This window comes from Myroides oncorhynchi (genome assembly GCF_020905415.1).
Lineage (GTDB): Bacteria > Bacteroidota > Bacteroidia > Flavobacteriales > Flavobacteriaceae > Flavobacterium > Flavobacterium oncorhynchi_A.
Genome location: NZ_JAJJMP010000001.1, coordinates 138,359 through 159,505, shown reverse-complemented (window position 1 = coordinate 159,505; position 21,147 = coordinate 138,359). Strand labels below are relative to the sequence as shown.

The 21,147-nt window shown below is 33.4% G+C and carries 19 protein-coding genes and 1 tRNA gene; 16 read left to right on the top strand and 4 right to left on the bottom strand.

All coding sequences use genetic code 11. The features are described from left to right. Window positions 1–269 precede the first annotated feature (269 nt). From LNQ81_RS00590 to LNQ81_RS00580, 3 genes are all read left to right on the top strand, one after another. Window positions 270–722 (top strand): CBS domain-containing protein, encoded by a 453-nt coding sequence (locus LNQ81_RS00590; RefSeq protein WP_229944223.1) that lies wholly within the window; start codon window positions 270–272, stop codon window positions 720–722. A 434-nt stretch (window positions 723–1,156) separates the two neighbouring features. Continuing rightward, the gene (locus LNQ81_RS00585; protein WP_229944222.1) at window positions 1,157–1,357 is read left to right on the top strand and encodes a hypothetical protein; all 201 of its coding nucleotides are present in this window, start codon (window positions 1,157–1,159) and stop codon (window positions 1,355–1,357) included. A gap of 251 nt (window positions 1,358–1,608) precedes the next feature. Beyond that, window positions 1,609–1,809: a hypothetical protein gene (locus LNQ81_RS00580; RefSeq protein ID WP_229944221.1), complete on the top strand. Its 201-nt coding sequence runs from the start codon at window positions 1,609–1,611 to the stop codon at window positions 1,807–1,809. Between the two features lie 224 nt (window positions 1,810–2,033). Here LNQ81_RS00580 and LNQ81_RS00575 read toward each other — a convergent pair whose 3' ends face one another. Then, window positions 2,034–2,960 carry a bestrophin family protein gene (locus tag LNQ81_RS00575; RefSeq protein WP_229944220.1) on the bottom strand — a complete coding sequence of 309 codons (927 nt, stop codon included), beginning with the start codon at window positions 2,958–2,960 and terminating at the stop codon, window positions 2,034–2,036. 696 nt (window positions 2,961–3,656) lie between these two features. On the opposite strand from LNQ81_RS00575, the gene nhaC reads away from it, so the two are divergent. The 10 genes from nhaC to LNQ81_RS00525 all read left to right on the top strand — a co-directional run bounded on the left by nhaC (window position 3,657) and on the right by LNQ81_RS00525 (window position 13,743). Further along, entirely contained in the window at window positions 3,657–5,111 is a 1,455-nt protein-coding gene (nhaC, locus tag LNQ81_RS00570) for a Na+/H+ antiporter NhaC (protein ID WP_229944219.1), read from the top strand. Window positions 5,112–5,493: 382 nt separating this feature from the next. Beyond that, the gene (locus LNQ81_RS00565; protein ID WP_229944218.1) at window positions 5,494–6,132 is read left to right on the top strand and encodes a peroxiredoxin; all 639 of its coding nucleotides are present in this window, start codon (window positions 5,494–5,496) and stop codon (window positions 6,130–6,132) included. A 77-nt stretch (window positions 6,133–6,209) separates the two neighbouring features. Further along, complete coding sequence (locus LNQ81_RS00560; protein ID WP_006258627.1) at window positions 6,210–6,518, top strand: thioredoxin family protein; 309 nt, start codon at window positions 6,210–6,212, stop codon at window positions 6,516–6,518. 20 nt (window positions 6,519–6,538) lie between these two features. Next, window positions 6,539–6,796: a DUF6952 family protein gene (locus tag LNQ81_RS00555; RefSeq protein ID WP_229944217.1), complete on the top strand. Its 258-nt coding sequence runs from the start codon at window positions 6,539–6,541 to the stop codon at window positions 6,794–6,796. A 247-nt stretch (window positions 6,797–7,043) separates the two neighbouring features. Then, on the top strand, window positions 7,044–7,544 hold the full coding sequence (tpx, locus tag LNQ81_RS00550) for a thiol peroxidase (RefSeq protein ID WP_229944216.1): 501 nt from the start codon (window positions 7,044–7,046) through the stop codon (window positions 7,542–7,544). Window positions 7,545–7,642: 98 nt separating this feature from the next. Further along, window positions 7,643–10,150: a DNA translocase FtsK gene (locus tag LNQ81_RS00545; RefSeq protein ID WP_229944215.1), complete on the top strand. Its 2,508-nt coding sequence runs from the start codon at window positions 7,643–7,645 to the stop codon at window positions 10,148–10,150. A gap of 9 nt (window positions 10,151–10,159) precedes the next feature. Continuing rightward, the gene (lolA1, locus tag LNQ81_RS00540) at window positions 10,160–10,807 is read left to right on the top strand and encodes an outer membrane lipoprotein periplasmic chaperone LolA1 (protein ID WP_229949216.1); all 648 of its coding nucleotides are present in this window, start codon (window positions 10,160–10,162) and stop codon (window positions 10,805–10,807) included. A gap of 10 nt (window positions 10,808–10,817) precedes the next feature. Further along, entirely contained in the window at window positions 10,818–12,317 is a 1,500-nt protein-coding gene (locus LNQ81_RS00535; RefSeq protein ID WP_229944214.1) for an LptF/LptG family permease, read from the top strand. A 4-nt stretch (window positions 12,318–12,321) separates the two neighbouring features. Further along, window positions 12,322–13,455, top strand: a complete 1,134-nt coding sequence (ribB, locus tag LNQ81_RS00530; RefSeq protein ID WP_229944213.1) for a 3,4-dihydroxy-2-butanone-4-phosphate synthase — start codon at window positions 12,322–12,324, stop codon at window positions 13,453–13,455. A 203-nt stretch (window positions 13,456–13,658) separates the two neighbouring features. Further along, window positions 13,659–13,743: transfer RNA gene (locus tag LNQ81_RS00525), tRNA-Ser, on the top strand. Window positions 13,744–13,827: 84 nt separating this feature from the next. On the opposite strand, the gene LNQ81_RS00520 is transcribed toward LNQ81_RS00525, so the two are convergent. Beyond that, the gene (locus LNQ81_RS00520; protein WP_006260881.1) at window positions 13,828–14,667 is read right to left on the bottom strand and encodes a tyrosine-type recombinase/integrase; all 840 of its coding nucleotides are present in this window, start codon (window positions 14,665–14,667) and stop codon (window positions 13,828–13,830) included. Between the two features lie 187 nt (window positions 14,668–14,854). On the opposite strand from LNQ81_RS00520, the gene LNQ81_RS00515 reads away from it, so the two are divergent. From LNQ81_RS00515 to floR, 3 genes are all read left to right on the top strand, one after another. After that, the gene (locus tag LNQ81_RS00515) at window positions 14,855–16,021 is read left to right on the top strand and encodes a tetracycline-inactivating monooxygenase Tet(X2) (protein WP_008651082.1); all 1,167 of its coding nucleotides are present in this window, start codon (window positions 14,855–14,857) and stop codon (window positions 16,019–16,021) included. Window positions 16,022–16,212: 191 nt separating this feature from the next. Further along, window positions 16,213–17,133: a macrolide hydrolase EstT gene (gene estT / locus LNQ81_RS00510; RefSeq protein ID WP_046701559.1), complete on the top strand. Its 921-nt coding sequence runs from the start codon at window positions 16,213–16,215 to the stop codon at window positions 17,131–17,133. Then, complete coding sequence (gene floR / locus LNQ81_RS00505; protein ID WP_014053560.1) at window positions 17,126–18,349, top strand: chloramphenicol/florfenicol efflux MFS transporter FloR; 1,224 nt, start codon at window positions 17,126–17,128, stop codon at window positions 18,347–18,349. Before estT ends, floR begins: the two co-directional genes overlap by 8 nt. A 360-nt stretch (window positions 18,350–18,709) precedes the next feature. Here the strand turns inward: floR and erm(F) are convergent, their stop codons facing one another. Continuing rightward, a complete protein-coding gene (gene erm(F) / locus LNQ81_RS00495; protein ID WP_182650836.1) occupies window positions 18,710–19,510 on the bottom strand; it encodes a 23S rRNA (adenine(2058)-N(6))-methyltransferase Erm(F) in 801 nt (266 codons plus the stop codon). 259 nt (window positions 19,511–19,769) lie between these two features. Further along, window positions 19,770–20,996 (bottom strand): EreD family erythromycin esterase, encoded by a 1,227-nt coding sequence (gene ere(D), locus LNQ81_RS00490; protein ID WP_009040233.1) that lies wholly within the window; start codon window positions 20,994–20,996, stop codon window positions 19,770–19,772. Between the last annotated feature and the right edge of the window lie 151 nt (window positions 20,997–21,147).

Genomic DNA, 21,147 nt, shown 5'->3' with positions numbered 1-21,147 from the left:
CTTCTAAGGGAGTGCTTTTTTTGTGATTGTGTTGATGATTGTAGGTATAAGGAGTACTTATACGAATGAGATATATACTATATATAGAAATTGAAGTATTATGTCAATATGTTTTTTGTTAAGATGTTGGTATTTATGGTTTTAATTTAGATAAAACTACCTTGGTAATTTGTTTGGTTCAATGATTATGTTTAAATTTAGTACAGATAAAGTAGGTAATATAAAGTGACTTTATTGAATAGTTGATGTCTAACTAAAATCAGTTTGTTATGCGACAAGATGTACCAGTAGCCGAGATCATGACCAAAGAGTTAATAACTCTCACTCTAACAGATAATCTCTATGATGCAGAAAGATTGTTTAAAAAGCATAAAATCAGGCATATTCCTATTGTAAAAGAAGATAAGTTGATAGGAGTCTTAAGTTATTCTGATTTATTGAAGATAAGCTATGCTGATGTTTTAGATGATGCTGATGAATTAATGGATGTACCTTCAGTAGTTTATGATATGTACTCTATAGGTCAAGTTATGGCAAAGGTAGTGGTAAGTTCTTTTCCGACTACTACTATAAAAAAAGTGACAGAAATATTAGCTAAACAAAGCTTTCATTCAATCCCAATAGTAAATGAAAATAATGTTTTAAAAGGGATTGTGACAACTACGGATTTACTCAAGTATTTTTTAAATCAATATAATAACGAAAATATCTATTATCAATAAGATATAATCAAGATAAAAGCAGGGTTAATCGGTCGAAATTTTTTCCAAGCTCACAAATGAATTTCGTTTCAGATGTTATAAATCATATCTGTTACTGAAGTTCATTTTTTTTGTTATATACTCATTAAGTCTTTTAGTAGCTCTGTAAGCAACCTATGACAAGCATACTTCACAATTCTGATTTATCAGGTATAATTATTTGTCATTTAACTGGTTTATTGTGCATTCTTAAGGTTAATATTTTTTATAAAAAACTAAGTCTTAATGATAAAATGTTAATTACTGTGTGTATTGTTTTTTAAAACTTAAGTATTTAAGCTATTAAAAGATATTTAGTGCATAAATGTTTTAAAAATATATTAAATATGTATTTAATTTTGTGTTTTGTTGATATATGTGTTATGTTTGATAGGTGATACAATAGTACTACAGATATGAAAAAAAAGACAATGTTTGACTTTGCAAGGACTATACTAGAAAGTGTTAGTTTTGACCCAAAGTTATTTTATAAGGAATTGCAAAAAGCTATTCAGAATTTATTACCATATGACTTAGAACAGTTGACCAAGTGGGTTAATGGATATGTAAAAGAGAAGCCAGAGCTTAGTGAATCGTTAGAATTAATTAGGATTTAAAGTACAAAAGACACCTTATATAGAGGTGTTTTTTTGATTTTATACAATTTTAATATGACGATTAAAAGCGTGTCTATTTATTAAAGTAAATAAATTATTAGTCCATTTTGTTTCATAAAATACATTGATTATTGATGTTTTATGAGAATGTAACATTAATTGCTAAAATTGTATTAAAGTCTGAAGTATAAATGTGAATTACATTTATTATTAAGTATGTTTACTATGTAGTAAGATAAAAAGTTACCAATATGAAAACACGTTTAATGTTTGATTTTGCAAAAACGATATTAGAGAATGTAAGCTTTGATCCTAAACTATTTTACAAAGAACTACACAAAGCAATTAATCAATTATTGCCTTATGATGTAGAGCAATTAGGAAAGTGGGTTAGTGGTTATGTTCAAGGAAAACCAGAACTTCAAGAATCTTTAAATTTAATTAACGGTTAAATATAATCAGGAGCACTTCGAAAGAAGTGCTTTTTTTGTATAACTCTTTCATTCTCTCTTATTCAAGAGTAAATTCACTTTCTCTAATGAATATGTAAGAAAGAGATATACTTAAATTCAGAATTTTTTATTCTGTTTTAACTTACATAATAATAAAAAAGCTCCTAGTAATATTTCTTTTACAGGAGCTTTTCTATTTTGATAATTACTTTTTGTGTAAAGGTTTAAGTAACTATGTAATTTTTGTTAGGAGTGATTAGTTCAGGGAGATCCATATCAGAGACTTCACATAAAGAGTAGGCTATATTTGCACACATCTGATCTAATGCCAAGTCATTTTCTTCTTCTCCGAAAGGCTCTGCTATCTCTGCTACTACAGCATCTAAGGCAATAAATGTATACGCCACGAAGGTTACGAAAAAAGGCATTGCCCAAACAATCAAATCTATAAGACCAAATGGAAGGATAAAACAATAAACATACACTGTCCTGTGTAGAATAACAAAATAGACAAAAGGAATCTTAGTGTGAACAATGCGTTCACAAGCCCCTAGTACAATAGATAGTTCATCTATATTCTTGTCTATTCTAGCTTGTGTGATTGTATCTAATCTTCCTGCACGTTGCTGAGTAGCTATCCACTTTGTTAGTTCATTTAGTATAAATGAAGGCTTAAATTTTTTAGTTAGCATCACTTCATACACATCTTCTTTAAGATAAGGACCTATAGTATCATAGTCTATCTTAGTTCTCAGTTGTTTATTTAGTAGATAACAAAAAGCAATAATCAGATTGATTCCTTCTTCTTTATCTTTTTTAGTAAATTGATTGTTTTCTTCAATGTAGTTTTGAATTTGAAAAGCCAGGGACCTAGAATGGATGACTAAGCTACCCCATTGTTTGCGTCCTTCCCAAAAGCGATCATAAGCAGCATTATTACAGAAGCCTAAGAAAATGGCCAATGAAATACCGACTAAGGCAAAAGCACCTACATTTAGTGGAATAATCACATCTGGAAATAAATAATGTGCAAAGTATACTATCCAAGAGAATATAAAAATAGCAATTAGCGTAGGGAATATTTTTTTAAGAACTGAACCTTTCCAGATAAAAAGCATCTGTATAATATGCTTTTTGTTTCTAACGATCATAAGTATTGTTTTTTTAGAATGGCAAAGTTAAACCCAGATTAGGTATTAGCCAAATACTACAAAGTAATTCTACTTTATAGCTCTTTGATTAGCTCTATAACTATACTATGTTTTTATCAATTCAGACCTATTTTGTATAGTTACCTTAAATCAGCAACTACCATTTACTGCAAATTAATTCTACTTTACATAGCGTCAATTAACTCCAAAATCACATTACAGTGTGCTTTAAGTACTAATTTTGCTCTGTTTGGTACAATTTATTCTCGTTTAAATGTTATCTTGGGATTTAAGGTAATTACTTTTCGTTTATAAGTCTATCATATAATCTAGGTTAAAGTGAAAACAAAAAAAGCTACTTATTTATAGATAAGTAGCTTTAAATGATGTCCTCTAAAAACATCAAAACAACAATATTTTATATCTTAATGATTTACTTATCTTAAAAGATTGCGCATTAAGAATACGTATAAATTTATTTATATGTATGTAGTAAATATATAGAATAGTTTCGTTTTTAACAATTTTTTTTATCCTTTAATGGAGGAAATATCTAATTATTTTCATAATAAACTATAAATCAGTTAGGTAAAATAGAGTTTGTCTGTAATAAAAATACAATAAATGATATTTTGTAAGTAGGTTAGTTGTAAAATAGCTATTTTCGCATCAAAAAATAAATTAATATATAAATAGATGAGTAGTAATCAAGGCAAAAAGGAAAAACCAATAACATTATTTCAATCGTTAATACCTGTCATAATATTAGTGACTCTATTAGCTATTAATGTATATGTGTTCCGGGATGATGCATTGTCAGGGACGAATCAATTTATATTACTTATAGGTGGGGCTATAGCTACTGTTGTAGGAGTCTTTAATAGGGTTAGTTATGATAAGATATTGACACAAATCATAAATAATGTAAGAGATACTTCTAATGCTGTTTTTATCTTATTACTTGTAGGAGCTCTATCAGGAACTTGGTTGTTGAGTGGTATTATTCCTAGTATGATTTATTATGGATTACAGATATTACATCCAGCTATTTACTTACCAGCGTGTTTAGTAATTACTTCTATAATTTCTATTGCAACTGGAAGCTCATGGACTACTTCAGCTACAGTAGGGATAGCTTTAGTAGGTATAGGTAATGCTTTAGGTATGCCTATAGGTATGATAGGTGGGGCAGTGATATCAGGAGCTTATTTTGGGGATAAGTTGTCTCCATTATCAGATACAACTAATTTAGCACCTGTAATGGCTGGTACTGATTTGTTTACGCACATTAGATACATGTTATATACTACAGTTCCTACTTATGTAGTTACATTAATCCTTTTTATAATATTAGGATTAATTTATGGAACAGGAGGGGATGTAGATACATCAGCTACCTTAAAAGCAATATCAGAGACATTTAATGTAACACCAGTATTATTTATTGTGCCAACTTTCGTTGTATTTTTAATAGTTAAAAAAGTACAACCAATTGCAGCTTTATTAATTGGGACTTTATTAGGAGCTGTATTTGCTTTAATTTTTCAGCAAAATATTGTAGTCGAAGTTTCTGGTGGTGATGCATTTGATTTTTATAACGCATATAAAGGTGTAATGTTAGCATTGACTACTGATATTAGAATCTTATCTCCATTAGAAAGTTTAAATGGATTATTTGAAGCTGGTGGGATGGCTAGTATGCTAAATACAGTTTGGTTGATTTTGTGTGCAATGTTTTTTGGTGGTGCAATGGAAGCAATCGGAGCGTTACAAAAAATTTCGATGGCTTTATTAAATATAGCTAATAACGTATTTGGATTATTTGCAAGTACAGTAGCAAGTTGTTTGGCAATTAATATAATGACTTCGGATCAATACTTATCTATTGTAGTACCCGGAAAGATGTTTTCAGAGGCTTATAAAACTAAAGGATTAGCACCTGAGAATTTGAGTCGTACACTAGAAGATTCAGGTACGGTTACTTCTGTATTAATTCCTTGGAATACGTGTGGAGCATATCACTCAGGCGTATTAGGTATTCCTACAATGACGTACCTACCATATGCATTTTTTAATTATCTAAGTCCGTTTGTAACATTGTTATATGCGGCATTTGATATTAAAATAAGACGAATATTAAAGAAAGAATAAGATTACATATAATTGATATACTTTAAGTTTTCAACGAGCATTTTCTGCAAATCAATTCTACTGTAGATTTGACATCAATTAATTATGTTTTAAGCGTTATTTGCAGATTTGAGCAGATAAAAAAAGCAATGAACATCACTACTAGTGATGTTCATTGCTTTTTTTGTTAATTAATATATTTATAACAATAGATACTTCTTGAATTTATATAAAAACACTATCTTTAGAGATATCTAAAAAAAGGTAATTAGATTTGCTAGGTATAGATTTTACTTATGTAAGAATAAGAAACAATAATCATAATTAATAGATTTAGTGTTTAAGTCGACTTACATTTGTAAAAGAAATCAAGAGAGTATTAATAACTTTAAAAATAAATATTATGTCTTTAGTAGGTAAAAAATTTCCAAACATCACAGTTGACGCAATGTCTGAAATGGGAGATGATTTAAAAATCAACATCTTCGAAGAAGCAACAAAAAACAATAAAAAAGTATTATTATTCTGGTATCCAAAAGACTTTACATTCGTATGTCCTACAGAATTACACGCTTTCCAAGCTGCATTACCAGAATTTGAAAAAAGAAATACTATTGTAGTTGGAGCTTCATGTGATACTAACGAAGTACATTTCGCTTGGTTAAACACAGCAAAAGACAATGGAGGAATTGAAGGAGTTACTTACCCTATCATCGCAGATACTCAAAGAAACCTATCTTCAGTGTTAGGTATCTTAGATATCGAGAATGAAGTATACAATGAAGAATTAGATTCAGTTCAAATCGAAGGATCTAATGTTACATATAGAGCTACTTATTTAGTAGATGAGTCAGGAAAAATCTTCCATGAATCAGTAAATGATATGCCATTAGGAAGAAATGTAAATGAGTACTTAAGATTAATCGATGCTTACACTCACGTACAAACTCATGGTGAAGTATGTCCTGCTAACTGGGAAGAAGGAAAAGATGCAATGAATGCAAATAGAGGTGGAGTAGCTGATTACTTAAGCAAACACTAAGAATAAGTTTATAGAGTCTGTTTATAATTCAATATTCTAAACAGACTCTTATATTACTAACACAAAAAAATAAAAAAATGCTTTTAGAACTAGATAAAGATAATTTACAAGAGATTGTAAATTCAAATGAAAAAGTGGTTGTTCAATATGCTGCATCTTGGTGTGGTAATTGTAGAATTATGAAGCCTAAATTTAAAAAATTGGCTACAGAGAAAGAGAATATGACATTTGTAATTGCAGATGCTGAGAACTTTCCTGAGTCAAGAAAATTAGCAGATGTAAGTAACTTACCAACTTTCGCTACATTCGTTAATGGTAAACTAGTAAACCAAACTCAAACAAATAAGACTGAGGTTTTACACGAATTAGTAAACGAGATTGTATAATTTCATAAATATTATAAGCAATGAAATTACCAGTTATTAAACATTTGACTCAATTTGTAGAGCAAAATGATCAAGATTATATTATCGAAGCTATTGAGGTATTAGAAAACCTGACAGAAGTTCCTTCTCTTAAAGATGAGGAATTAGATGTCATCGGTGAACTTATTTCAAATATGTATGGAGCTCTTGAGGTACAAAAATTAATGAAGGATGGTGCTACTCAAAAAGAAGCATTAAATACTTTTATGCAGAGAGTTTTAGGGTCAATAGACAAATAAGATGACCTGTAATAACAAAAAAGACCACACCTTAGGTGTGGTCTTTTTTGTTGGATTTAATTAATAATTCTCCAAAAGAGATGAAGCTTTATTGGTTTGTTTTTAACTTCTATGTGAAATATTAATTAGATAGGATGATAATTATGTGGTGCTATTTAGGAAATTGCTAATATAACTATCAGTAATAATCAGTAAATTCTATTGAATTTTACCTATTTTTGTGTAACCTAAAAAAAAATAAAACAATATGGCGACTGTAACATTAAAAGGGAATCCTATACAAACGATAGGAACTTTACCAGGATTAAATACTAAAGCTCCTGAATTTACATTAGTGGGAGGAAATTTAGCTGAGAAAACATTAGGAGAATACAAAGGGAAAAAAGTTGTATTAAATATTTTTCCTAGTGTAGATACAGCTACATGTGCTACATCAGTAAGACATTTTAATCAAGATGCCTCTAAATTAGAAAATACTATTGTATTGTGTATTTCAAGAGATTTGCCTTTTGCTCAAGGTCGTTTTTGTGGAGCTGAAGGTATTTCTAATGTAGAAATGCTATCAGATTTTAGAGAAGGACAATTTGGAAAGGATTATGGAGTTTTATTTACAGATGGACCTTTAAAAGGACTGTTATCTAGATCTATAGTTGTAATCAATGAAGAGGGAACTGTAATTTATACAGAACAAGTAGTAGAAACAGCTGATGAGCCAAATTATGAAAAAGCTATTGCTGCTTTAAAATAATTGTTTAATGCATAGACTAGTGTGAGTTGTTGTCTTATATTAGTCTATGCTATTAGTTTAGGCAGAACAATATAGCCATATTGCCAATAATAAATAAAATGGAGAAAGAGAATACTACAAAAAAGAAAACCGCCCAATCAAATAATACATCAAAAAAATTCGATACTACTATTCATATTAATAGTAGATTTTTAATTACTATACTTCTAATTATTAGTGGTATTGCGTTGACATTGAGTTTTATCTCATATTTGATAACAGGAATAGAAGATCAAAGCAATTTAGAATTATTAGGAAATAGACAGGTAGAAGTATCTAACTGGCTGGGTAAACTTGGGGCGTATTTAGCTCATGTGTTTGTTTATCAGGGATTTGGTTTGGCTTCTTTTTTCTTTTCTAAGATGTTGGTACATACAGGTATATATGCTTTTTTTAGTATTCCTGCTAGAAGAATTAAAAAGGTGATTTTTTGGGATCTATTTTCCATGTTGTTATTATCAGTTTTTTTGGGGTTCTTTTGGAGTAGTAATCCATTGCTAGGAGGTGTGGTAGGTTATGATTTAAACTTGTATTTTGTTGATTATTTAGGAACTGCTGGAACTGTATTATTATTGTTTTTCTTTGCTATTGTTTTTTCATTGTTTAGATTTAAACTTTCTCCTGCATCAATACGACAAGGATTAGAGAATTTACCTTTACATTTTAAGAAGTTTAAAAAGAAGCATATAGAAGTACCTGTTGATTTTGATCAACAAAAAGAGGCTTCACATCCGATAGATAAGGATGTTTGTGATACTAATAATAGTACTCAAAATATTGAAAATAAAAATACACCTATTAAAGAGGAGGATTTTAGTATCTATGAGGAACCAGAATTGATTACACCAAAATCTACTATAGTAGAACAAAAAGATATAAAACCTACAATACAAAATAGTTCTGAACTAATATTAGATCATAACTCTGTAAAGCAGTCAGAAAGCAAAATTTCCAAACCAATAGCATCATCAACAAACGATTTTGTGATTGAAGAAATAAAAGAAGAGGGGAGTTTAGAAGAGAATTTGGCTGCTAAATTGGTTCAAGATTTTGGAGAGTTTGATCCTACTTTAGAATTGTCAAATTATCAATTTCCTTCTATTGAACTTTTAAAAGAATACAGTGGTTCTGGAATTACAATTAATCAAGAGGAATTAGAAGAGAATAAAAACAGAATTGTCGATACTCTGCGCAACTATAAAATAGAGATAGCACAAATAAAGGCAACTGTTGGTCCGACAGTTACTTTGTATGAGATTGTTCCAGAAGCAGGTATTAGAATTTCGAAAATTAAAAATTTAGAAGATGATATTGCACTGTCACTTTCAGCCTTAGGTATTCGTATTATCGCTCCTATTCCTGGCAAAGGGACTATAGGTATAGAAGTACCTAATAATAGTCCATCTATGGTATCTATGAGAAGTGTTATTGCTTCTCCTAAGTTTCAAAGTGCCGAGATGGAGTTGCCAGTAGCATTAGGAAAGACTATTTCTAATGAGACATTTGTTGTTGACTTAGCAAAAATGCCTCACCTGTTAATGGCAGGAGCAACTGGACAAGGTAAATCAGTAGGTCTAAATGCATTATTGACATCATTGCTTTATAAAAAACACCCAGCAGAAGTTAAATTTGTTTTGGTTGATCCTAAGAAAGTAGAATTAACGTTATTTAATAAAATTGAAAGACATTATTTAGCTAAATTGCCTAATTCAGAGGAAGCTATTATTACTGATAATACTAAAGTTATTAATACATTGAATTCACTTTGTATTGAGATGGACAATCGCTATAGTTTGTTAAAAGATGCTATGGTGAGAAACATAAAGGAGTATAATGAGAAGTTTAAGCAGCGTAAGTTAAATCCTGAACTAGGACACCGTTTTCTACCATATATTGTGTTAGTAGTAGATGAGTTTGCGGATTTGATTATGACAGCAGGTAAAGAAGTAGAGACTCCTATCGCGCGTTTAGCACAATTAGCACGTGCTATCGGTATACATTTAATTATAGCAACGCAGAGACCATCTGTTAACGTTATTACAGGTATTATTAAAGCAAACTTTCCTGCCCGTGTAGCATTTAGAGTAACTTCTAAAATTGACTCGCGAACTATTCTAGATCAACAAGGAGCGGATCAGTTGATCGGTAGAGGGGATATGTTGTATACACAAGGAAATGAATTAGTACGTGTACAGTGTGCTTTTGTAGATACTCCAGAAGTAGAAAAACTAACAGAGTATATAGGATCGCAGAAAGCTTATCCCGAGGCATATATCTTACCAGAGTATGTAGGAGAAGAAGGAAGTACTAATTTAGATATTGATATAAGTGAAAGAGATTCATTGTTTAAAGAAGCAGCATCTATTATTGTAACTGCGCAACAAGGTTCTGCATCACTATTACAAAGAAAATTAAAGCTTGGATATAATCGCGCAGGAAGATTAATAGATCAGTTAGAGGCAGCAGGTATAGTAGGACCGTTTGAAGGAAGTAAAGCGCGTTCTGTAAATATTCCTGACTTGGTAGCCTTAGATCAGTTTTTTGATAATGAAGAAAATAACAATTAATAAAAAATGATGAAGAAGATTATTGCATTTATAGGAGTTGCTCTATTTGCTATAGCAGCGAATGCACAGAGTAGTCAACGAGCAAAAAATTACTTAACAGAAGTAACTAATAAAATTAATGGTTATGATAATATTTCTATAAACTTCTCTTTTACCCAGAAGAATGATAAGAATACCAAACAGGACTTTGAAGGTAAAGGAACGTTAGATATTAAGAAGGATTTATATAATCTGTCTTTTATGGGAATTCAAAAGATTTATGATGGAAAAAAGATTTATACGATATCAAAAGAAGATGAAGAGGTGACAGTATCAAAATTTGATTCAAAATCACCTGATGGGATATTGCCATCTCAGATGCTTACTTTTTTTAACCAAGGATATAGCTTTCAATGGGATATCTTGCAAAATGTAAATGGGCGAAAAATACAATATATTAAACTGATACCAACTGATAAAAAATCAGTTATAAAAGAAGTTTTTTTAGGGATAGACTCTAGTAGCAAAGAAATATATAATAAAATTCAGGTGAATAAAGATGGGGGTAAATCTACATTGACGGTTAATTCTTTCAAAACAAATCAGACAATGTCGAAAAATCACTTTACCTTTACACAGTCGTTGTACCCTAACTATTACATCAACAATATAGACTAGAATATTTTAAGTGAAAATACTTGACCGTTACATTTTAAAAAGCTTTATATCAACACTGTTAACAGTGTTTGCTATTTTATACTTTATATTTATCCTACAAGGAGTTTGGCTATTTATTTCAGAATTAGCAGGAAAGGATCTTGATTTGATAGTCATTGTCCAGTTTTTACTATTCTATTCTCCTAAGATGGTACCGCTAGTGTTGCCTCTTTCTGTTTTATTAGCCTCTATTATGACTTTTGGAAGTTTTGCTGAAAACTACGAGTTCGCAGCGATGAAAGCCTCAGGTATTTCTTTGAAAAGAGCTATGCGTCCACTGTCTATTTTTATATTTGGATTAGCAGGGGTATCATTTTGGTTTGCTAATGATGTTATTCCTAAGGCTGAGTATAAGTTTTTAAATCTTCGCAAGGAGATTATTCAGACTAAACCAGCGATGGCTATAGCTGCTGGGCAGTTTAATGATTTAGGTCAAGTCAATATCAAAGTTGACCAAAAAACGGGAGATAAAGGACAATATCTTGATAATGTAACGATGCATGTGAAGTCTAATTCAGGTTATGAAAATAAAACTGTTATTAGATCTATCAATGGTGAGCTGGAAACTGAGGAAAGTTCTAATATTTTGAAACTTCATTTGTTTGATGGTAATTATTATGATGATGTTACAGCAAAGAATTATGAAGAGGCAAAGAAATATCCTTTTGTAAAAACACATTTTAAAAAATACACAATGAATATTGATTTGAGTAGTTTTCAAAATGAAGGTAAAGATGATGAGAAAATCACCAATACTTATGGTATGCTTAATATAAGTGAGCTTAGCTATACTATTGATTCTCTTCAAAAAGCAATGATAACAGAGAAAGCATCAAATGCTGATAATCTTACCCAAAGATTAGGGAATGTTTTAACTGTGAATACAGTTAATGTCGATAGCCTTGGTAAAAAAGACAAAAAGATAGCTGAAATAGGTGAAAATGTTTTAAAAGGGTTTACTTATGACAATCAAAGTAGAATATTACAATCTGCTATAGATTATACTAATAATATTAGTTTCAACACTGAGAGTAATGATCTTTCTATTTTAAACCAAGTAAAGAGGATTAATGATCACTGGCTTGCATTATATGAGAAATTTGTAATTGCTTTTTCTTGTTTCCTTATGTTTTACATTGGGGCGCCGTTAGGAGCTATTATTAGAAAAGGAGGTATTGGATTACCAATTGTATTTGCAGTAGGTATTTTTATTACTTATCATTTCATTAATACTTTTGGTAAGAAAATGGCTCAAGAGGATGGTATTATTCCCTTCTTAGGTGGTTGGATAGGCTCATTGGCACTTACGCCTCTAGCTATTTATTTAACGTATAAAGCAACTAAGGATAACGGGGATGTCAGCTTTAGCTTGTCTTTAGATACAATAAAAGATTTATTTGTTTCAGCAAAAATGCGATTCAAAGCAAATAAAGAAGAGATTAAATCAACAGAGAACAACAAAAACAACTAAAATAATGTCACATAATCACATTCAATTAAACACTATCGAGGAAGCAATCGCAGATATCAAAGCGGGAAAAGTAATCATAGTGGTAGATGATGAGGATCGTGAAAACGAAGGTGATTTTATCGCCGCTGCAGAGATGGTAACTCCTGAGATGATTAACTTTATGGCTACTCATGGAAGAGGACTTATCTGTGCTCCCCTTACAAAGGAAAGATGTCAAGAATTAGACTTGCATCCAATGGTAAATAATAATACAGTACTTCATCAAACAGCATTTACTGTTTCGATTGATTTAAAAGGACATGGATGTACTACTGGTATATCAGTATACGATCGTGCCAAAACAATAGAGTCTTTAGTAAAACAAGAGACTACAGGAGATGATTTAGGACGTCCTGGTCATATATTTCCTTTAATAGCTAAGGAAGGTGGAGTGCTTAGGAGAACTGGTCATACGGAGGCTGCAGTTGACTTAGCCAGATTGGCTGGTTTTAAGCCTGCAGGAATATTAGTAGAAATATTAAATGAAGATGGTTCTATGGCTCGTTTACCTCAGTTAATGGAGGTAGCAAAGAAGTGGGATTTGAAGATTATTTCTATAGAAGCTCTTGTGGCATATCGAATGAAACACGATAGCCTTATAGAAAAGAAAGAAGATTTTGAGATAGATACTAAATATGGTAGTTTCAGATTAAGAGCTTACCAACAAAACACAAATGGCCAAGTACATATCGCTTTGACTAAAGGAGATTGGAACGGGCAAGAAGCAGTTCTTACTCGTATCAACTCTACAATAGGTAATAACGATATCCTTGATGCTTTAAGTGGAAAGTTAAGTATCCGTATGGAGAATACTTTTGCCAAGATTAATGAAGCAGATAAAGGAGCAATCTTATTTATCACCCAAGAAGATTATAGTGCTAGTCTTTTAAATAGACTTGCTATGCTAAAAAACACTGGAGCGAAGTTAGATCTTGATACTCCTAAGTTATCAGGAGATGAGAAAGACTTCGGAATTGGAGCTCAAATACTTCACGATTTGAATATTTCGAAAATTAAATTACTATCAAATTCAGCTCAAGGAAAAAGAGTAGGAATGACAGGATATGGTCTAGAGATAACAGAATATATACAGTACTAGAAATTTCATGTGGTACAGGAAAATCTAGAGGTCTTAGTAAGTTTTATACTTATTAAGACCTTTTTTAGTCAGTATAAATATTTACTATAGAGTAGGTTAGTTTTAGTAGGCAAAAAAAGTGTGTTTTTTAGTGTATATTTTTTTGCATTTCTAAATGAAGTGCCTATATTTGCACTCGCAATACACAAGTAGTGTAGACCAAAGGAGAAATGGCAGAGTGGTCGATTGCGGCAGTCTTGAAAACTGTTGACTGTAACAGGTCCGGGGGTTCGAATCCCTCTTTCTCCGCAATAAACACTGATACTTAATCAGTTAAAGCATAAACACCCAATTTTACACCCAAAAATGTAAAGTTGGGTTTTTTAATTTAGGTTACAAAAAATCTAATGGACTTGGTGTCGATTTCTTATCTACATCTGTAATATGAGTGTAAATCATGGTTGTTCTAATATCACTATGCCCTAATAATTCTTGTACAACCCGAATGTCAATTCCGCTTTTTATTAAATGTGTGGCGTATGAATGACGCAAAGTATGCACACTGCCTTTTGTTACAATATTGGCTTTTTTCATTGACTTTTTCAAAACTAACTGAACACTTCTTTCGCTGTATTGCTCATCATTAGTTCCTTCAAATAAAAATATTTTGGGTTTATATTCAATATAATATTCTCGCAACAAACTTAATAACTTATCAGGTAAAGCTACTAGCCTATCTTTATTCCCTTTGCTTTGTTGTATTAATAGTAAATTACTGTCGGATTTTACATCGGTTAGTTTAAGATTTATTAACTCACTTAAGCGTAATCCACAACTGTAAATAGTGGTAAGAATTGCTTTATGCTTTAAATTTTCTGTAGCATTTAATATTTTTCTCACTTCTTCTTGAGAAAAGAAAGTAGGCAGTTGGGTTGATTTTCGTTTAGGATATAAATAATTTAACTCTATCGATTGATTATTGACCAACTCATAAATCTTCTTAATTGCCCCAACTAAAGAGCGTTGATAAGATGCACTAATATTGTCTTGAAATACTTTTTCATTAATAAAACCCTCTATTTCAGCAATAGGTATTTCGTTGAGCGTACGATATTTATTCATATACTCTAAGAATATTTGTGCATAACCACAATACGATTTTATGGTATTATTGGCGTAGCGTTGCACTTGCAATCGGTCGTGTAAGGTTTTTAATATTGTTTCGCTATCCATACTTAAATAAATCTAATTTAACCTATTTTGTTTCGCTATCCACAAAAAATAACTTACTAAGTATCTAATTTACAAAAAAAGTAATTATATTAGCAACAGATTTTACGAAATGCGCATATAGGTGTTATTTTACGAAACTACACCGTGTTTTATTTCGTGAAATAACAATGTTATGTGCCATTTTTGAATGACAATGCGAATAGATACAGACAAACAAATGAATTTACTTAGTGATAAGAACGTTGCAATAATTGGTGGTGGACCCGTTGGACTGACTATGGCAAAATTATTACAGCAAAACGGCATAGACGTTTCAGTTTACGAAAGAGACAACGACCGAGAGGCAAGAATTTTTGGTGGAACCCTTGACCTACACAAAGGTTCAGGTCAGGAAGCAATGAAAAAAGCGGGATTGTTACAAACTTATTATGACTTAGCCTTACCAATGGGTGTAAATATTGCTGATGAAAAAGGCAATATTTTATCCACAAAAAATGTAAAGCCCGAAAATCGATTTGACAATCCTGAAATAAACAGAAATGACTTAAGGGCTATCTTGTTGAATAGTTTAGAAAACGACACGGTTATTTGGGATAGAAAACTTGTTATGCTTGAACCTGGTAAGAAGAAGTGGACACTAACTTTTGAGAATAAACCGAGTGAAACAGCAGATTTGGTTATTCTTGCCAATGGCGGGATGTCCAAGGTAAGAAAATTTGTTACCGACACGGAAGTTGAAGAAACAGGTACTTTCAATATACAAGCCGATATTCATCAACCAGAGATAAACTGTCCTGGATTTTTTCAGCTATGCAATGGAAACCGGCTAATGGCATCTCACCAAGGTAATTTATTATTTGCTAACCCCAATAATAATGGTGCATTGCATTTTGGAATAAGTTTTAAAACACCTGATGAATGGAAAAACCAAACGCAGGTAGATTTTCAAAACAGAAATAGTGTCGTTGATTTTCTTCTGAAAGAATTTTCCGATTGGGACGAACGCTACAAAGAATTGATTCATACGACGTTGTCATTTGTAGGATTGGCTACACGGATATTTCCTTTAGAAAAGCCTTGGAAAAGCAAGCGCCCATTACCCATAACAATGATTGGGGATGCCGCACATTTGATGCCGCCTTTTGCAGGGCAGGGAGTAAATAGTGGGTTGGTGGATGCCTTGATATTGTCTGATAATCTAGCCGATGGAAAATTTAATAGCATTGAAGAGGCTGTTAAAAATTATGAACAGCAAATGTTTATCTATGGCAAAGAAGCACAAGAAGAATCAACTCAAAACGAAATTGAAATGTTTAAACCCGACTTTACGTTTCAGCAATTGTTAAATGTATAAAATGGAATAAAACGGCACATAACAAACAAATTGGCAATAGAGCCGGTGAAGTACTTCTATTGAACTTTTGTGCAATGTTGAAGATTAGTAATTCTATTCAACATTTGTGCTAAAAGTCGGCTCCATCGCCAATTTGCCAAACGTTAGCGGGCATTGTGAAAGATACCAGCATAACAGTTAAACATTGATAAATGAAAAAAAAACTACTTTGGATATTAATTTTAGGACTGATAATAATCAGTTGCAAACAAAGGAAAACAGAAATGAAAGAGAAAATAATTAAAACAAACGGCATTGAACTCTGTACGGAAAGTTTTGGAAATAAGAAAAATCCAGCAATCCTTTTGGTAGCAGGTGCAACCGTATCAATGCTGTATTGGGACACTGAATTTTGCCAACAATTATCTGAAAAAGGATTTTTTGTTATTCGTTACGACAACAGAGATGTAGGAAAATCCACTAATTATGAACCAGGTTCTACTCCATACGATATTGTTGACTTAACTAATGACGCTATTTCAATATTGGATGGCTACAAGATTGACAAAGCACATTTTGTGGGGATTTCTTTGGGCGGACTAATTTCTCAAATAGCATCAATAAAGTTTGCCGACAGAGTTAACTCCTTAACTCTTATGTCATCAGGCCCTTGGGGAGACTCAGACCCAACTATACCTGAAATGGACACGAGTATTTTAGATTTCCATAGTAAAGCAGGTACAGTCAATTGGACAAATGAAGACAGTGTGGTAAACTATTTAATTCAGGGTGCAGAATTAATGAGTGGCAAGAAACAATTTGACAAACAAAGAAGTGAAAAACTGATAAGAGCTGAGTTCAATAGAGCCAACAATTATATAAGTATGTTCAATCACGCTGCATCGCAAGGTGGTGGTGGTGAAGAATATTGGAACAGATTAAACGAAATCAAACAACCCACCTTAATTATCCACGGAACAGACGACAAAATTTGGCATTATAAGAATGCAGGTTTTTTACTAGAAAAAATAAAAGGTTCAAATCTAATCACCCTTGAAGGTACAGGACACGAATTACACGTTGATGATTGGAAATCAATTATTGATGGAATAGAAAAACACATAAATGACTGATAAACAAAAACAACGCCCCGCGTGGGCCTATACGCTGCCGGCAGCACTGCTGCTGATGGCTCCTTTCGACATCCTCGCTTCACTGGCGATGGATATTTATCTCCCTGTCGTTCCAGCGATGCCCGGCATCCTGAACACGACGCCCGCTATGATCCAACTCACGTTGAGCCTCTATATGGTGATGCTCGGCGTGGGCCAGGTGATTTTTGGTCCGCTCTCAGACAGAATCGGGCGACGGCCAATTCTACTTGCGGGCGCAACGGCTTTCGTCATTGCGTCTCTGGGAGCAGCTTGGTCTTCAACTGCACCGGCCTTTGTCGCTTTCCGTCTACTTCAAGCAGTGGGCGCGTCGGCCATGCTGGTGGCGACGTTCGCGACGGTTCGCGACGTTTATGCCAACCGTCCTGAGGGTGTCGTCATCTACGGCCTTTTCAGTTCGATGCTGGCGTTCGTGCCTGCGCTCGGCCCTATCGCCGGAGTATTGATCGGCGAGTTCTTGGGATGGCAGGCGATATTCATTACTTTGGCTATACTGGCGATGCTCGCACTCCTAAATGCGGGTTTCAGGTGGCACGAAACCCGCCCTCTGGATCAAGTCAAGACGCGCCGATCTGTCTTGCCGATCTTCGCGAGTCCGGCTTTTTGGGTTTACACTGTCGGCTTTAGCGCCGGTATGGGCACCTACTTCGTCTTCTTCTCGACGGCTCCCCGTGTGCTCATAGGCCAAGCGGAATATTCCGAGATCGGATTCAGCTTTGCCTTCGCCACTGTCGCGCTTGTAATGATCGTGACAACCCGTTTCGCGAAGTCCTTTGTCGCCAGATGGGGCATCGCAGGATGCGTGGCGCGTGGGATGGCGTTGCTTGTTTGCGGAGCGGTCCTGTTGGGGATCGGCGAACTTTACGGCTCGCCGTCATTCCTCACCTTCATCCTACCGATGTGGGTTGTCGCGGTCGGTATTGTCTTCACGGTGTCCGTTACCGCGAACGGCGCTTTGGCAGAGTTCGACGACATCGCGGGATCAGCGGTCGCGTTCTACTTCTGCGTTCAAAGCCTGATAGTCAGCATTGTCGGGACATTGGCGGTGGCACTTTTAAACGGTGACACAGCGTGGCCCGTGATCTGTTACGCCACGGCGATGGCGGTACTGGTTTCGTTGGGGCTGGTGCTCCTTCGGCTCCGTGGGGCTGCCACCGAGAAGTCGCCAGTCGTCTAACCGACGACTGGTAGCAGGCCCGCTCCGATGCGGCGCACTAACCATCGAAACCTCGTGAATGTCGGTATCCTGTCTGGCAGGATACCGCTCATTTCCCTTGTTCAGTTCAACATCGCATTGGCAAAATGGCGGGTTAAGTTCAAAATTCAACTTTTGTGCTTTTTATTCCGCCGAATGTGTCCCACATTCAGCTTTTTTTTAATAATTTAGCTTCTGTGGAAACACATCGGCTACGTCACTGCTAAATTGAACTTTCGGTTCAATTTATCCGCCACTTCGCCAATGCGTTTCCCGTTATGCGGCAGCTTAAAAGACGACACCAAACCAAAAAAATCATCTTGACAACCACCCGACTTTGAACTACGAAGGATGAAATTTTTCAGGGACAACTTCCAGCATTTCCAAAAAACAGTTTACCCATTGACTTGGAGACAAACAAACAATTTGAGCATTAAGGTTTAAACCGAATTTTTCCGAAATTGACCTGACCTGACTTTTCCTGAAAATCGACTTTAAAGCTGTTTTTACAGATAAATCAGGTTTCTCTAACAGACAGGAAATAAATGCTAAGTATTTGGCTTTAAACTTAAAATCAAAAAATAAGTGTTTTCTTTTAATGTTTAACAGGGCTGATTTGACAGTTGGCGGTGGCAAGAAACTTTCAGGACCTACCTCATAGACAAGTTTCAAATCAAAAAAAGTATGATAGAAAACGGTATATGGATTGTAAAGCTTCCTCGAAAATAACTTTTGTGTAGGTTCTAACTGAAGGATAATGGAACCTCCCAGAAAATTTCCAAGACTCTCAAACATCAGGATTTTGAAAATATCGGAAGTAATGCCATAAGGAATATTTGACACCACTTTGAAAGGAAATTTCGGAACTGCAAAATTCCTAAAATCACAACCGACAACTTGAACATTTCGGGCATCAGAAAATAATTTTCGTAAATGTTCAACCAAAGCTGTGTCGTTTTCAATAGCAACAACATTGTTGGCGATTTTTAATAAATGAACAGTAAAAAACCCCTTGCCTGCCCCAATATCTAAAACCGTATCCTGATTACTTATATTTGCTTGTCTTATTGCATCTTTTATTAGCACTTTATCAATAGTAAAGTGCTGACCCGTAAAACGAACGGGCAATTTCTTTTTTGTCATTACTGCAAATTTAGTAACTTTGCTTGACAAATTAACGAGAAAGAAGAGAAAATGAAAGCCGACCGCATAACATCACCTATACGCAAGCAGGGGGTTCGTGCTTCGTAAGACAGGAAAGTGGTAAATTTGAAGTTCAGTTCTTCGTAGGAAGTTCAGTGGTTAAAATCCCTGCCTGCGTATAGCTGAGAACCGTTATGTGAAAGAATAAAACGGCACCTCCAAAAAGAAAGTGCCGTTTCGAAATTAAATTTATAAATTCTCAATCCACTACTTCTGAAACAGTTGATTTTTCTATTAGAAAAATTCCGTCAAAAGCTTCTTCTATTTCAGTTTTTAGGCACATCGAATCAAATCGAATCTTATTACAATTTTTTAATTCCGTACTTCTGTTCATTAGTAAACAGCATTCTTTTCCTCCAAATTCTTGCATAATAAATTCAACAGAATCCGACTCTGGAAAATCAAGTGGAAATTTATCAACCCTAAAGCCAAATTGATAATCATTATCAGGATACAATGCCGCAGTTTCTCCACGTAGATTAGTTATTGCAAATGCTTTATATTTTTCTCCAAAAGTCATCGAAAGTCTTTGCCCCATTGGATAACAACTAATAAATCCATCAAAATCTACCGGAGTTTTTTGAATGTGAGCATTGTGGGCAACCAAAATAATCTTTTTACCAAGTGAATTTTTCAAAAACCAATCAATGCTTTCTGCCATATACTGGTCTTTTGCTCCCATATCTCCTTCAATTCCCCTTTCAGTAATGAAACTTTCCATAGCATCAGCATTATAATTCATATAAATCAAGCCTTTAACTTGATGAACTATCGATTGAAATTCTAAACTTTCTAATTTTGGTTGAAGAGTAATCAAACGAATGTAAACTTTTAATAGCAATGCTTTTAATTCATTATGTTCAGCTTCATCAAAAAGCGATAAATTTAACGCAAGCTGAGAAGTCGAATAGAAATCAAATTTCTCAGCAAGATTTAAAATCTTCTGTAAGACATCAGAAGAAACGATTGAAAGTCTTTGCAAATAATCAGATACAATACGAAAGTTTGGAAAATAAGAACCTCCATTTTTAGGAATATCCACACCTAAAAAGGTAATTTGATTATTATTGTCTTGATTATACCGACGAAGCCATAGCAAAGTATCTTTAAACTCATTTGGATAATAAAAGTGTGACAGTAACTTATCCAAATCGTCGAATGGAATTTGTGATTTTATCCACTTATCAACTTCTAATCCTTCAGAAAAACCAAACTCAAATGCCAAGGTGTCAAAATCACATTCAGTTACTAAAAACTCAATAACTTGATGCCTGAATGTAAAAAACTCTTTTATGAAATGTGCGTTTTCGCCTAAACCAACAATTGTAGAAGAATCAAAATATTCTCGAAATCGAAAAAGACTTTGTTTTATGGATGTATTATTTTCCGAATTAAACGGAAAAGTTAAGGGTTTTATATTTTTCATTATTACCTTATTTTAAATTAAAAATTAACGTACCAAATAGCAACCGTCTCAAAAAGACGATTTAATAATTTACTTTAATTTTTAATTACCAAGGCTTGCTGAAATACATAAAATGTGAATTATTTGAATACAAAGATACTAAAAATTCCTT